Annotated in this window: 11 protein-coding genes; 5 read left to right on the top strand and 6 right to left on the bottom strand. The window is 70.8% G+C overall.

Annotated features, from left to right (window positions below):
• The 3 genes from CCR87_RS02975 to clpB form a co-directional block, all read right to left on the bottom strand.
• A partial coding sequence (locus CCR87_RS02975; RefSeq protein WP_242511822.1) for a GTP-binding protein occupies nt 1–127 on the bottom strand: 127 nt, incomplete at its 3' end.
• 84 nt (nt 128–211) lie between these two features.
• Nucleotides 212–814, bottom strand: a complete 603-nt coding sequence (locus CCR87_RS02970; RefSeq protein ID WP_201156006.1) for a hypothetical protein — start codon at nt 812–814, stop codon at nt 212–214.
• A 73-nt stretch (nt 815–887) separates the two neighbouring features.
• Nucleotides 888–3,503: an ATP-dependent chaperone ClpB gene (gene clpB / locus CCR87_RS02965; protein WP_201156004.1), complete on the bottom strand. Its 2,616-nt coding sequence runs from the start codon at nt 3,501–3,503 to the stop codon at nt 888–890.
• Between the two features lie 186 nt (nt 3,504–3,689).
• Here clpB and CCR87_RS02960 point away from each other — a divergent pair, with 186 nt between their 5' ends.
• From CCR87_RS02960 to CCR87_RS02950, 3 genes are read left to right on the top strand one after another with little or no spacing between them, the layout of a single operon-like run.
• Entirely contained in the window at nt 3,690–5,054 is a 1,365-nt protein-coding gene (locus tag CCR87_RS02960) for a glutamine synthetase family protein (RefSeq protein ID WP_201156002.1), read from the top strand.
• A 9-nt stretch (nt 5,055–5,063) separates the two neighbouring features.
• Nucleotides 5,064–6,455 carry an aldehyde dehydrogenase family protein gene (locus CCR87_RS02955; RefSeq protein WP_242511821.1) on the top strand — a complete coding sequence of 464 codons (1,392 nt, stop codon included), beginning with the start codon at nt 5,064–5,066 and terminating at the stop codon, nt 6,453–6,455.
• Between the two features lie 23 nt (nt 6,456–6,478).
• Complete coding sequence (locus tag CCR87_RS02950; RefSeq protein WP_201156000.1) at nt 6,479–7,636, top strand: iron-containing alcohol dehydrogenase; 1,158 nt, start codon at nt 6,479–6,481, stop codon at nt 7,634–7,636.
• Nucleotides 7,637–7,641: 5 nt separating this feature from the next.
• Here the strand turns inward: CCR87_RS02950 and CCR87_RS02945 are convergent, their stop codons facing one another.
• From CCR87_RS02945 to CCR87_RS02935, 3 genes are all read right to left on the bottom strand, one after another.
• A complete protein-coding gene (locus CCR87_RS02945) occupies nt 7,642–9,000 on the bottom strand; it encodes a hypothetical protein (RefSeq protein WP_201155998.1) in 1,359 nt (452 codons plus the stop codon).
• A 79-nt stretch (nt 9,001–9,079) separates the two neighbouring features.
• On the bottom strand, nt 9,080–9,985 hold the full coding sequence (locus tag CCR87_RS02940) for a LysR family transcriptional regulator (protein ID WP_201155996.1): 906 nt from the start codon (nt 9,983–9,985) through the stop codon (nt 9,080–9,082).
• A gap of 134 nt (nt 9,986–10,119) precedes the next feature.
• Entirely contained in the window at nt 10,120–11,346 is a 1,227-nt protein-coding gene (locus CCR87_RS02935; RefSeq protein WP_201155994.1) for an NAD(P)/FAD-dependent oxidoreductase, read from the bottom strand.
• Nucleotides 11,347–11,464: 118 nt separating this feature from the next.
• On the opposite strand from CCR87_RS02935, the gene CCR87_RS02930 reads away from it, so the two are divergent.
• Together CCR87_RS02930 and CCR87_RS02925 are read left to right on the top strand one after the other, a co-directional pair.
• Nucleotides 11,465–11,953 carry a peroxiredoxin gene (locus CCR87_RS02930; protein WP_201155993.1) on the top strand — a complete coding sequence of 163 codons (489 nt, stop codon included), beginning with the start codon at nt 11,465–11,467 and terminating at the stop codon, nt 11,951–11,953.
• A gap of 254 nt (nt 11,954–12,207) precedes the next feature.
• Nucleotides 12,208–13,440: an efflux RND transporter periplasmic adaptor subunit gene (locus CCR87_RS02925; RefSeq protein ID WP_201155991.1), complete on the top strand. Its 1,233-nt coding sequence runs from the start codon at nt 12,208–12,210 to the stop codon at nt 13,438–13,440.
• The last annotated feature ends 42 nt before the right edge of the window (nt 13,441–13,482 follow it).

The raw sequence follows: 13,482 nt of genomic DNA, 5'->3' as shown, positions 1-13,482 counted from the left end.
CATACGCCTTGAACTCGCCGTAGTACTTGGTGATCGCCGCCGTCAGCGTCGTCTTGCCGTGGTCCACGTGGCCGATGGTGCCAACGTTCACGTGCGGCTTGTTCCGTTCGAATTTTGCCTTGGCCATTGGTGCGGCGCCCCATTTCTGAAGAGCCCCGCCAAGGGGCCCGGTTCCGTGACGCGCGCGACGTATCCGGTGGCCCGAAGAAAATCAAGGGGAGTTGAGGAGCGCCTCCGGCAGCGGATCGCGCGGTGGCGGCAGGCTGCCTGCGTCGGGATCGCCACCGAACCAGTCGATGTTGTCGCGCATCCACACCTCGATGCTGCGGGCGGCGTTCTGTGCCAGGTCCTGCATCTGCTCCTCGCGGCTCATCACCAGGCCGGAGCTGATCAGGTTGCCCCCCGAGACGCTTTCGAGGACGGTGATGCGGTGGGGCGTGTTGATGCGGCCGCCCGCGGCGTCGTCCCACACGCTGACGGAAAAGATCAGCGCGGATTTCGGCGACGCCACCACCGGGATGCCCGGCACCGCGAGGATGTAGCCCTCCACCCCGATGGCGAGGTGATAGAGCCGGTCGCCGTCGAAGCGGCGGAAGCGGCGGTCCATCTCGGAGCGCAACACCTCCTCCCACTCCTCGGCCCCGGCCTCGCGCGACAGCGGGCCGCGCTGTGCGTTCTCGGCCACCACGATGTTGTGGCCGAAGTAGAAATCGCCCAGCGGCACGGTGGGGTCGTCCAGATCCCGCGCGCTGTTGCACCCCGCCAGCAGGACACCGGCAAGGACAACGGCGAGGGACGTGCGGAAAACGGACATGGGCACCCTTTGGCTTTTGTCCTGCCTACCGCAGCCGCGCCGCCGGGGCAACGCACCGGCGGCGCGGGGTGGCTCAGTGCAGCACCGCCGCCTCGGGCGGCTCACGCCGCGAGGTGGCCAGCCGGTCGCCGATGATCAGCCCTTCCGGTCCGGCCGTCACGGGGATCGTGGTCCCGTCGGCCACGTCGCCCGCCAGGATCATCTCGGCCAGCGGGTCCTGCAGCGCGCGCTGGATCACCCGCTTGAGCGGGCGCGCGCCATAGACCGGATCGTAGCCCTCGTCGCCCAGCCAGGTCCGGGCCCCCGCATCGAGGTCCAGCACCACCTTGCGGCTGGCGAGGCGCTTTTCCAGACGCCCGAGCTGGATTTCCACGATACCGTCCATGTCCTCGCGGCTCAGGCGATCGAAGATCACCGTCTCGTCCAGCCGGTTGAGGAACTCGGGCCGGAAGTGCGCGCGCACCGCCTCCATCACCTCGTGCTTGGCCGCCGCCGGATCGGCGCCCTCGGCCATGCGGCCCAGCGCCTGGGACCCGAGGTTGGAGGTCAGCACGATCAGCGTCTGCTTGAAGTCCACACGGTGGCCCTGCCCGTCCGTCAGCACCCCGTCGTCGAGCACCTGCAACAGCACGTTGAAGACATCCGGGTGGGCCTTTTCGACCTCGTCGAACAGGATCACCTGATAGGGGCGCCGGCGCACGGCCTCGGTCAGCACGCCGCCCTCGTCATAGCCGACATAGCCCGGAGGGGCGCCGATCAGGCGCGACACCGCGTGCTTCTCCATGAACTCCGACATGTCGATGCGGACCATCGCCTTGTCGTCGTCAAAGAGGTACTCCGCCAGCGCCTTGGTCAGCTCGGTCTTGCCGACGCCGGTGGGCCCGAGGAACAGGAACGAGCCCAGCGGGCGGTTTTCGTCCTGCAGCCCCGCGCGCGCCCGGCGCACGGCGTTGGCCACGGCCTTGACCGCCTGATGCTGGCCGATCACGCGGCGGCCCAGCGCCTCTTCCATGCGCAAAAGCTTGTCACGCTCACCCTCCAGCATCTTGGTGGTGGGCACGCCGGTCCAGCGTTCGACGACCTGGGCGATCTGTTCGGGGCGCACGGCCTCGGCCACCATCTCGGCGCCCTCGCGGGCCTCGGCCTCGGCCAGCTGCCGCTCCAGCCCGGGGATGATGCCGTAGGACAGCTCGCCCGCTCGCGCCAGATTGCCCTCGCGCTTGGCCTGGTCCAGTTCGGCGCGCGCCCGGTCCAGCTGCTCCTTGACCTCGCGGGTGGAGGCGAGGCGGTCGCGCTCGGCCTGCCACTGCGCCGTCATCTCGGACGAGCGTTCCTGCAGGTCCGACAGCTCGCGCTCCAGCGTCTCCAGCCGGTCGCGCGACGGCGCGTCGTCCTCCTTCTTCAGCGCCTCGGCCTCGATCTGCTTTTGCAGGATCTCGCGGTCGAGCGCGTCCAGCTCCTCGGGTTTGCTGTCGACCTCCATGCGCAGGCGCGAGGCGGCTTCGTCCACCAGGTCGATGGCCTTGTCGGGCAGGAAGCGGTCGGTGATGTAGCGGTGCGACAGCGTCGCCGCCGCCACCAGCGCGCTGTCGGTGATCCGCACGCCGTGGTGCAACTCGTACTTCTCCTTGATGCCGCGCAGGATCGACACGGTGTCCTCCACCGTGGGTTCGGCGATGAACACCGGCTGGAAGCGACGGGCCAGCGCCGCGTCCTTCTCCACATGCTTGCGGTATTCATCGAGCGTCGTGGCGCCGATGCAGTGCAATTCGCCCCGCGCCAGCGCGGGCTTGATCAGGTTCGCGGCGTCCATCGCCCCTTCGGATTTGCCCGCGCCGACCAGCGTGTGCATCTCGTCGATGAACAGGATCACCTCGCCCGCCGCCGCCGTGACCTCGTTGAGGATGGATTTCAGGCGCTCCTCGAACTCACCGCGGTATTTGGCGCCGGCGATCAGCGCGCCCATGTCCAGCGCCATGAGCCGCTTGTTGCGCAAGGACTCCGGCACGTCGCCGTTGACGATGCGCAGGGCCAACCCTTCGGCAATCGCCGTCTTGCCCACGCCGGGGTCGCCGATCAGCACCGGGTTGTTCTTGGTACGGCGGCTCAGCACCTGCATGGCGCGGCGGATTTCCTCGTCGCGGCCGATGATGGGGTCGATCTTGCCCTCGCGGGCGGCCTCCGTCAGGTCGCGGGCGTATTTCTTCAGCGCCTCGTAACCCTCCTCGGCGGTGGCACTGTCGGCGGTGCGGCCCTTGCGGATGTCGTTGATCGCGGCGTTCAGCGCCTGCGCGGTGACCGCGCCCGCATCCAGCGCGTCCTTGGCGGGCGATTTCACCATCGCCAGCGCCATCAGGATGCGCTCCACGGGGACAAAGCTGTCGCCGGCCTTGGTCGCCAGCTTCTCGGCCTCGTCCAGCACGCGGCCGGTGGCGGGGTCCAGATAGACCTGCGCCCCCTCGCCCGACACCTTCGCCAGCTTGCCGAGGCCAAGCTCCACGGCCTGCGTCACCCGTTCGGGCGCGCCGCCCGCGCGCCGGATCAGGTTCGCGGCCATGCCCTGGTCGTCGTCCATCAGCGCCTTGAGCAGATGCTCCGGCGTCAGCCGCTGGTGGCTTTCACGCATCGCGATGGTCTGCGCGGCCTGCAGGAAGCCCCGCGCGCGTTCGGTGAACTTCTCGATGTTCATCACGTCGTCTCCTTGCACAAGCACCCGGGTGACGGGGTGCCCGCATCCGGCGGCACACCCACTTTCGGGCCTCAAGCGGGAAATGGGCAGCGCCGGGGTGTTGCGCAAGTGCCGCACACCCCGGCCCGTATTGACGCCGCCCCGCCGGGCTGCTCATGTCGCACCAACCATCCAGCAGGAGCGCCCATGCCCGGAAATCTCAGCTTCGCCGAGCTTCAGGATGCCGTCGCCAGCGGCGAGATCGACACCGTTCTGGTCGCAGGCATCGACATGCAGGGGCGGCTGATGGGCAAGCGTTTCCACGCCCAGCATTTCGTGGACCGCGCGTGGGAGGAAACCCACGCCTGCAACTATCTGCTGGCGACCGACCTGGAGATGTTCACGGTGCCCGGCTATGCCGCCGCCAGCTGGACCAGGGGGTACGGCGATTATGTGCTGAAGCCGGACCTGGCCACGCTGCGCCGCACGCCGTGGCTGGAGGGGACCGCGCTGGTGCTGTGCGACATCCTCGATCACCACACCCACCGCGAGGTGCCGCACAGCCCGCGCGCCATGCTCAAGGCCCAGGTCGCCCGGCTGGAGGCGATGGGCTACCGCGCGATGATGGCGACCGAGCTGGAGTTCTACCTGTTCGAGAAGAGCTACCAGGCCCTGCAGGCCGACGGCTACCGCCAGATGGCGACATTCTCGGCCTACAACGAGGATTACCACATCTTCCAGACCACCAAGGAAGAGGACGTGATGCGGGCCATCCGCAACGGCCTGGCGGGTGCGGGCGTGCCGGTGGAGAACACCAAGGGCGAGGCCGACGCGGGCCAGGGCGAGATCAACATCCGCTACGACGAGGCGCTGGAGACCGCCGACACCCATGTGCTGGTCAAGAACGCCTGCAAGGAGATCGCCTGGGCCAAGGGCCGGGGCCTGACGTTCCTGGCAAAGTGGAGCCATTCGCACGGCGGCTCATCCTCGCACGTCCACCAGTCGCTGTGGACGCTGGAGGGCAAGCCCGCGTTCTTCGACTCCAGCGCCCCGCACGGGATGTCGGCGCTGATGCGCTCGTGGATGGCAGGCCAGCTCGCCCATGCCGCCGACGTGACGTATTTCCTGGCGCCCTATGTGAACTCCTACAAGCGCTTCCAGGCGGGGACCTTCGCGCCCACCCGGATCTGCTGGTCGGTGGACAACCGCACCGCCGGCTTCCGGCTGTGCGGCGAGGACAGCCACGCCGTGCGCGTGGAGTGCCGCATCGGCGGGTCGGACCTGAACCCGTATCTGGCCGCCGCCGCCCTGATCGCGGCGGGCATCGACGGGATCGAACGCGGCCTTGCGCTGGAGGACGCCTTCACCGGCGACGCCTACGAGGCCGAGGTCCCCCGCATCCCCGCCACCCTGCGGGACGCCGCCGACCGGCTGGAGGGCTCGGGCCTGCTGCGCGCGGCGTTCGGCGACGCGGTGGTCGACCACTATGTCCGCGCCGCCCGCTGGGAGGTCGAGGAATACAACCGCGTCGTCACCGACTGGGAAATCGCCCGCGGATTCGAACGCGCCTGAGGGGCCACCATGACCACCACCCTGACCGCCACCCTGAAATGCATCTCGCCCATCGACGGCTCGGTCCACGCCGAACGCCCGGTGCTGTCGCACGCCGATGCCGCCGCCACCGTCGCCCGCGCCCGCCGCGCGCAAACCGCCTGGGCCGCCCGCCCGCTGGCCGAACGCGCTGCACTCGTGACGGACGGCATCGCGCGCCTCGGCGCCATGACCGACGCCATCGTACCGGAACTGGCGTGGATGATGGGCCGCCCCGTGCGTTACGGCGGCGAATTCGGCGGCGTGAACGAACGCGCCACCCACATGGCCGCCATCGCCGAGGCAGCCCTGGCCCCCGAGGTGGTGGAGGACAGCCCCGCCGCCCTGCGCCGCATCACCCGCGAACCCCATGGCGTGGTGCTGGTGATCGCGCCGTGGAACTATCCCTACCTGACGGCGGTCAACACGGTGGTCCCGGCGCTGATCGCGGGCAACGCGGTGGTGCTGAAACACGCCACCCAGACCCTGCTGGCCGGTGAACGGATGGCGCAGGCCTTCCACGCCGCGGGCGTGCCGCAGGATGTCTTCGCCAATGTCTTCCTCGACCACGCCACCACCACGCGGCTGATCGCGGACCGGGCGTTCGGCTTCGTGAACTTCACCGGATCGGTCGCCGGGGGCCGCGCGATCGAGCGTGCCGCCGCCGGCACCTTCACCGCGCTGGGGCTGGAGCTGGGCGGCAAGGACCCCGGCTATGTCGCCGAGGACGCCGATCTGGACGCCGCGGTGGCGGGGCTGATGGACGGCGCGATGTTCAACGCGGGCCAGTGCTGCTGCGGGATCGAGCGGATCTATGTCCACGCCCGCCACTACGACGCCTTTGTCGAACGCGCCGTCGGCTGGGCGCGCTCCGAGCTGCGCCTGGGCAACCCGCTGGACCTGGAGACCACCCTCGGCCCCATGGCCCAGCGCCGCCTCGCCGACGAGGTCCGCGCCCAGGTGGCCGAGGCGGTCGCCGACGGCGCGCACGCGCATCTGGCGGTCGCGGCGGCGGACGACGGGGGCTGTTACCTCTCGCCCCAGGTCCTGACCGGCGTCACCCACGACATGCGCCTGATGCAGCAGGAGAACTTCGGCCCCGTCGTCGGCATCATGAAGGTCGCCGACGACGCCGAGGCGGTGGCGCTGATGAACGACTCGCCCTACGGCCTGACCGCGAGCCTGTGGACCACCGACCTGGAGCGCGCGCTGCACATCGGCGCGGGGATCGAGACGGGGACGGTGTTCATGAACCGCGCCGATTACCTCGACCCCGCGCTGTGCTGGACGGGATGCAAGGACACCGGGCGCGGCGGCGCGCTGTCGGCCATCGGCTATCACATGCTCACGCGCCCGAAATCCTGGCACCTGCGCCGACCCTGACATCCAGCCCCACAAGGTACCCCATGACCACACCCGAAACGCCCCGCGCCAACTGGTCCTATCCCACCGCCATCCGCTTCGGCGCCGGGCGCGTGGCGGAAATCGCCGACGCCTGTGCCGCCGCGGGGATGACGCGGCCGCTGCTGGTCACCGACCGCGGTCTGGCCGGCCTGCCGATCACCGCGCGCATGCAGGATCTGATGGAGACCGCCGGTCTGGGCCGCGCGCTGTTCGCCGACGTCTCGCCCAACCCGGATTCGCAGGATCTGGAGGCCGGGGTCGCGGCGTTCCGCGCGGGCGGGCATGACGGGGTGATCGCCTTCGGCGGCGGCTCGGGGCTGGACCTGGCCAAGATGGTGGCCTTCATGTCCGGCCAGACCCGCCCGGTGTGGGATTTCGAGGATGTCGACGACTGGTGGACCCGCGCCGACCCCGCCGGCATCGCCCCCATCGTGGCCGTGCCCACCACCGCCGGCACCGGGTCCGAGGTCGGCCGCGCCAGCGTCATCACCAACCCCGAGACCCACACCAAGAAGGTCATCTTCCACCCCCGTGTGCTGCCATCGGTGGTCATCTGCGACCCCGAGCTGACCGTGGGCATGCCCCCCGCGATCACCGCGGGCACCGGCATGGACGCCTTCGCCCACTGTCTGGAGGCGTATTGCGCGCCCTCCTTCCACCCGATGTCGGCGGGCATCGCGCTGGAGGGGATGCGGCTGGTCAAGGAATACCTGCCGCGCGCCTTCGCCGATGGCCGCGATCTGGAGGCGCGCGCGCAGATGATGGCCGCAGCCGCCATGGGCGCTGTGGCGTTCCAGAAGGGCCTCGGCGCCATCCACGCCATCAGCCACCCGGTGGGCGCGATCTACGGCACCCACCACGGCACCACCAACGCCGCCGCCATGGCCGCCGTGCTGCGCTTCAACCGCCCCGCGATCGAGGACCGGATCGAGCGCGCTGCAGCCTATCTGGGCGTGGCGGGCGGCTTCGACGGATTCGCGGCCTTCGTCGCGGACCTCAACACCCGCCTCGGCATGCCGTCGGGCCTCGGCGCGCTGGGGGTGGAGGCCGCCCGCATCCCCGAACTGGCCACCATGGCCCTGCGCGACCCCACCGCCGGCGGCAACCCCATCCCCCTGACCCAGGCCACCGCCGAAGCGCTGATCGCCGACGCGATGTGAGGACCTCAGGCGGCCGGGTCACCCCGATCGGCGGCCGTGGGCACGACCAGCGCCCCGGCCGCCACCAGCGCGGGAAAGAACAGCCAGGAGTTCAGCCACGCATCCGCCATGGCCGCCAGCGCGATCAGCGCCAGCGGAACCGCCGCCGCCTGCGCGCGCCAGACCCTCCGGCGCCGCCAGTCCCGCAGCCGCGCCAGCGCGGGCGCAACCAGCGCCAGAAGTGCCATCCCCGCCGCCACCAGCCCATACTGCCCCGCCGCGAGCAACCACAGCCCCCACGGCCGCGTCCCGCTGCCGTGCGACCAGTCCCACCGCCCGGCCCCGAACCACGGCGCCTCCAGGATCAGGTCGAGGGTTCGGACATCCTGACCGATCCGCCACGCGACCGTCCCGAGTCCTGCCTCACGGGCGGCAACCAGAAACTGTCGCCCTGCCTCGGTCCCACGTATGATCTGGCGGATCGGCACAACCCCACTGACGTGGAGACCGGCGATGACAAGCGCACCTCCTGTGACGGCGACGAACACTCCCCACCCAAGCCGGAACCGCCAAAGCACCAGAAGCACCAGGCAGAGCGCCATCAGCAAAATTGCCCCGCGCCCCTGCGCCGCCAGCGCCATCACTGCAACGACCGCGCCAAGGATCGGCCACACCGCGCGACCGCCGGCCCTCGCCTCGACCCATCCGACCCAGACGGCAGCCACCGCACACAGCGCGATCCACAGCGCATACTGGTTGCCGTCCTCGAAAAAGCCCAGCGGGCGGCTTCCGAATGGCCGCCCATGGCCGACCGTCTGAAACGGATGGTCGTCGAACAGATAGGAATAGAGCCATGGCGCCTGCGCACCCTCCAGCACTGCGAAAGGCAGACACCCTAGCCCCGCCAGCGCAAGTCCCTTGAGAAACGTCAGCCGCCCGTCCGAGTCAGCGAACCAGACCCGCCCCAGCATCCACGGCGCGCCCCAGGTGCCCGCCAGATACGCCACCGCCACCAGCGCGGCGGGGTCGGGCTCCGCCACTGTCAGCGCGCTGGCGGCGGGCCACAGGCACCACAGAACCACGGGCAGGTCGAACGGCGACGGCCGCCAGGCCAGCAACCGCGGCCCGTCGCGGACCAGCGCCCAACCCAGCGCCACCACCGGTGCCACCCAGCCCTTGGTCAGCAGCATCTCGGACGGCACCGCCACCCCGGTGATCCACCATGGGAACGTCGCCTCGGCCACGCTGTCGGGATAGACCCCCACCGGCAGCAGCAGCCACCCGCCCAGAAACACCAGCAGTATCGCCACCCGTACCGGCAGGACCGCAACCGCCACGCCCCCCAGCGCGGCGAACCCCAGATAGCTGACCTCCACCACCGTCATGCCCGCTCCTCTGGCGCCCCCAGCGCATCTGCTTCATCATACCGCCGGGCGGTTCGGCAATGGGGTTGTGCACGGAACCTCAGACGCTGTCCGGCGGAACCGTTGCGAAGCGGGTCGCCAGGAAGTCGACGAACGCCGTGGATTTGGGCTGCGGGAACCGGCCCGGGGGGGTGAGGGCGTGGATGGCGAGGTCTTCGCGGGGGAGGTCGGAGAGGACCTCGCGCAGGCGGCCGTTGCGCAGGGCGGGGCCGCACAGGAACCCCGGCAGGCGGGCGATGCCGAACCCCGCCACCGCGAGGTCCAGAAGCGCCGCGCCATCGTTGATCGTCACCCGCCCGGTGCCCCGGATCTGGCGCCGCTCGCCGGTGGGCATGGCGATGCGCCAGACATGGTCCGAGGGTTGGCTGGACGCGTGCAGCAGACGGTGCCCGGTCAGGTCCTCGATCCGCATGGGCCAGCCGTGGGCCTGCAGGTAGCCCGGCGCCGCCACCAGACGCAGGGCGGTACGCGCGATGCGCCGCACGCGCAGGCTGGAATCCTCCAGCGGGCCGACCCGGATCGCGACGTCGAAACCCTCCGAGATCATCTCCACGGGGCCGTCGCCGAGGACCACATCCAACGTGACCTCGGGATAGGCGCGCAGGAACTCGGCCAGCAGCGGCGCCAGGCAGGCCGCGCCGAAATCCGCCGCCACCGCGACGCGCAACACCCCCGAGGGCGCCTTCTGCATGGCCGAAACCAGCGCGTCGGCCTCGCCGGCCTGGGTGATGACCCGGCGGGCGCGGTCGTAATAGATCAGGCCGATCTCGGTCGGGCTGACGCGCCGCGTGGTGCGGTTGAGCAGCCGCGCGCCCAGCCGTGCCTCCAGCGCCGAGACATGCTTGGACACCGCCGATTTGGAGATCCCGAGCTTGCGCGCCGCGTCGGTGAAGCCGCCCTGGTCTACCACGGTGGCAAAGGCCTCCATCTCGGTCAACCGATCCATCCCGTCCCCGCGCGCTGTCCGCCGGCTTCGTCCGGCATGCGGCCAGAAAGCCGCCGAAATGGGGCAGAATTGCGGTAAAGACAGGACAATACCGGGGTTTTGCCCCTATCGTTGCGACCGGGGAAACCCCGCCGTCAGTCGCGCAGCAGCGCCCGCAGGTCAGTCGCAGGCTCCGCCAGCGCCGCAGGGTCCGGGCTGCGCCCGGCCTCGATCAGCCGCTTGCCCACCATGTAGGCACGCGCATCGTTCATTGCATCGACCGAGATAAGCCGACCCTGCGCGAAATACCAATGGCTGCGCCCGTCGCCCGCGTCACGCACCACGATACTGTCCGCGCCCTGGCCAAGGCCCGCGATCTGCAACTTTGCGTCGTACTGGTCCGACCAGAACCACGGCTGGGGCACATAGGGCACGGCGGCACCGAGGATGTTTGCGGCCACCGCCTCGGCCTGGTCGATGGCGTTCTGCACGCTTTCCAGACGCAGCCGTCCATCGCCATGGGGAAACAGCGCGCAATCCCCCGCCGCCCAGATATCGGGGTCCGAGGTGCGGCCCAGCGTATCCACCACGATGCCGTCGGCGACCTCCAGCCCGGCGGCCTCGGCCAGGGCTGTGCGTGGGGTCACGCCGATCCCCACCACCGCGAGGTCGCAGGGGATGTGCGCGCCCGCCACATCGGCGCCGGTGACGTGATCGGTGCCGGTCAGGCGTGCCACCGCCGTGCCTTCCAGGATCCTGACGCCGTGGGCGGTGTGCAGCGTGCGGAACCAGTCCGAGGTCTGCGCGCAGGCGACGCGGACCAGGATGCGGGGCGCGGCCTCCAGCAGCGTGACATCGAGGCCCCGGGTGGCCGCGACGGCGGCGGCCTCCAGCCCGATGTAGCCCCCCCCCACCACCAGCAGCCGCCGTCCCGCCACGAACGCCCCGGCCATGGCGTCGACGTCGGCCAGATCGCGCATCACATGCACACCCGCCAGCGCCCCGCCCCGGTCGGCAGGCAGCCTGCGCGGCGCCGCACCGGTGGCCAGGATCAGCCGGTCCCAGTGCAGCGTCTCCCCCCCGCCCGCGCCGTCGGTACACACCGTCAGTGTCCGTGCAGCCCGGTCGATGGTCCGCACCGCGGCGCCCGTGCGCAGGGTGATGTCCTGGTCGGCATAGAACGCGGCGGGGCGCAGGAACAGCCGTTCGCGGGTCATCTCGCCCGTCAGGTACTTCTTGGACAGCGGCGGGCGCTGATAGGGCGGCGCGGGTTCCGCGCCCAGCAGCGTCAGCGCACCGTCAAAGCCCAGCGCGCGCAGCCGCGCGACCACCGCCGCACCGGCCTGCCCCGCGCCCACCACCACGATGTGTTCCTGCGCCATGACCCCTCCGTTGCGCCGCGTACGGGCCCGGCCGCTGGCCGACCCGCCGGGGGCGGTGTATATCTCCGGCGGCACGCGTCAACATACCATGCCAACGACCAACACAAGGGAACCGCAGATGTCCATTACCGAAGGGGCGACCCTGCCCGATGCCAGCTTCACCGTGATCGGCGATGACGGCCCCGCCACCGTGGCCCTGTCCGACAAGGTCAAGGGCCGCAAGGTGGTGATCTTTGCCGTACCCGGCGCCTTCACGCCCACCTGCCATTCGGCGCATGTGCCCAGCTTCATCCGCACCGGCGATGCCTTCGCCGCCAAGGGCGTGGACGAGATCCTGTGCGTCTCGGTCAACGATCCGTTCGTGATGAAGGCCTGGGGCGAGGCGACCGGCGCCACCAATGCCGGCATCACCATGCTGTCCGACGCCGGCGCGGAGTTCACCCGCGCCATCGGGATGACCTTCGACGCGCCGCCCGTGGGCCTTTTGTCGCGCTCGCGGCGTTATGCCATGCTGGTGGAGGACGGCACCGTCACCGCCCTCAACGTCGAGGAAGGTCCGGGCAGCTGCGAGGTCTCGGCCGGCGAGGCGCTGCTGACACGCGCCTGACACATGTCGCGCATCGACACGGCACGCCCGCGACCGCGTGCCGTGTCACCCCTGCCGGTTTCACCCCTGCCCGTGTCATCCCCCGCGTCATCCCCCGTGTCACCCCCTTGTGAAACGGAGGCAAACACCCGAAATACAGACGCTTGCGCAGATGCGTCGCCCCCTGCACAGCGGGCGGGGCGCTTTTTCTTTGTTTGCGCCGCCGCTGGCCGCATATTCCGTCGGGCAGCCTGAGCTGGAGGAGAGCGCCGCCCATGGCCTGGTGGAAGCAAGTTGTGGCGTCGGCCGTCGTGGCGCTGGCAGCCCTGATCGCGTGGATCGCCTGGATGCCCGAGGCGCGCCCGATGCTGGAGCGCGTGGGCGTCTGGCCGGTTCTGGAGGCCACGGGCACGCTGGATGCGCTGGCCGCCATCGGGATCACCCCGGCCGAGGCGCCGCAGGCCGCGGGCGGCCCCGGCGGCCCGCCCGGAATGGCCGGTGGCCCCACCCCCGTCATCGCCGCCGAGGTGATCGCGACGCAGCGCACCGCCACGGTGTCGGCCATCGGCACAGGACAGGCCCTGCGGTCGGTCGCGGTCACCCCCGAGGCCCCCGGTCGGCTGGTGGAGGTGCGGGTGCGCCCGGGCGATCGCGTGACCGCCGGGGACCTGCTGGCGCGGCTGGATGCAGAGGCCGAGCGCATCGCGCTGGACCGCGCCGAGCTGATGCTGGAGGACGCCCGCGACACCGCCGTCCGCCTGCGGAGCCTGCGCGGCGTGGGCGCGAGTGACGTGCAGATCCGCGACGCCGAACGCGCCGTGCGCGGCGCCGAACTGTCGCTGGCCCAGGCCGCGCTGGACCTGCGGCGGCGCGACATCGTCGCCCCCATCGATGGCATCGTCGGCTTCGTGCCCGCCGAGGTCGGCAACCAGGTCACCACCGCCTCCGAGATCACCCGCATTGACGACCGCTCGGTGCTGCTGGTGTCGTTCCTCGTGCCCGAGCGGCATGTGCGCGACCTCGCCCCCGGCACGGCCATCGTGGCGCAGCCGCTGGGCAGCTTCGGCACCGACCTCGACGGTCAGATCCGCAACATCGACAGCCGCGTGCAGGTCGCCAGCCGCAGCCTGACGGTGGAGGCCGAGATCGCAAACCCCGACGACGCCCTCCGCGCGGGAATGGCCTTCGCGATCTCGGTCACCCTGCCGGGCGAGATGCTGCCGGCGGTGGACCCGCTGGCGATCCAGTGGGGCCGCGAAGGGGCCTTTGTCTGGGCCGTGCGCGACGAAACCTCGGTGCGGGTGCCGGTGCGGATCGTCCAGCGCACCAGCAACAGCGTGCTGGTGCAGGCCGACCTCGAGACCGGCGATCTGGTGGTCCGCGAGGGCGTGCAGAGCCTGCGCGATGGCGGCCCCGTGGCCGTGCGCGACACCGTGCGCCCGGACGAGGTCGACGAGGGCGCAGCCGCGGGCGCACCGCTGGCCACCGTGACCACATCCGAAGGCTGACGCCATGCCCGACACCCGCCCCCCCGATGGCACGACCCCCGG

This window comes from Rhodobaculum claviforme (assembly GCF_016653255.1).
GTDB lineage: Bacteria > Pseudomonadota > Alphaproteobacteria > Rhodobacterales > Rhodobacteraceae > Rhodobaculum > Rhodobaculum claviforme.
This window is presented reverse-complemented; position numbering and strand designations above follow the sequence as displayed.

Excerpts from the sequence above, each read along its gene's own strand:
- CCR87_RS02950 (WP_201156000.1), top strand. The coding sequence starts at position 6,479 with ATGACCACACCCGAAACGCCCCGCGCCAACTGGTCCTATCCCACCGCC.
- CCR87_RS02945 (WP_201155998.1), bottom strand. The coding sequence starts at position 9,000 with ATGACGGTGGTGGAGGTCAGCTATCTGGGGTTCGCCGCGCTGGGGGGC.
- CCR87_RS02940 (WP_201155996.1), bottom strand. The coding sequence starts at position 9,985 with ATGGATCGGTTGACCGAGATGGAGGCCTTTGCCACCGTGGTAGACCAG.
- CCR87_RS02930 (WP_201155993.1), top strand. The coding sequence starts at position 11,465 with ATGTCCATTACCGAAGGGGCGACCCTGCCCGATGCCAGCTTCACCGTG.
- CCR87_RS02960 (WP_201156002.1), top strand. The coding sequence starts at position 3,690 with ATGCCCGGAAATCTCAGCTTCGCCGAGCTTCAGGATGCCGTCGCCAGC.
- CCR87_RS02970 (WP_201156006.1), bottom strand. The coding sequence starts at position 814 with ATGTCCGTTTTCCGCACGTCCCTCGCCGTTGTCCTTGCCGGTGTCCTG.
- clpB (WP_201156004.1), bottom strand. The coding sequence starts at position 3,503 with ATGAACATCGAGAAGTTCACCGAACGCGCGCGGGGCTTCCTGCAGGCC.
- CCR87_RS02935 (WP_201155994.1), bottom strand. The coding sequence starts at position 11,346 with ATGGCGCAGGAACACATCGTGGTGGTGGGCGCGGGGCAGGCCGGTGCG.
- CCR87_RS02925 (WP_201155991.1), top strand. The coding sequence starts at position 12,208 with ATGGCCTGGTGGAAGCAAGTTGTGGCGTCGGCCGTCGTGGCGCTGGCA.
- CCR87_RS02955 (WP_242511821.1), top strand. The coding sequence starts at position 5,064 with ATGACCACCACCCTGACCGCCACCCTGAAATGCATCTCGCCCATCGAC.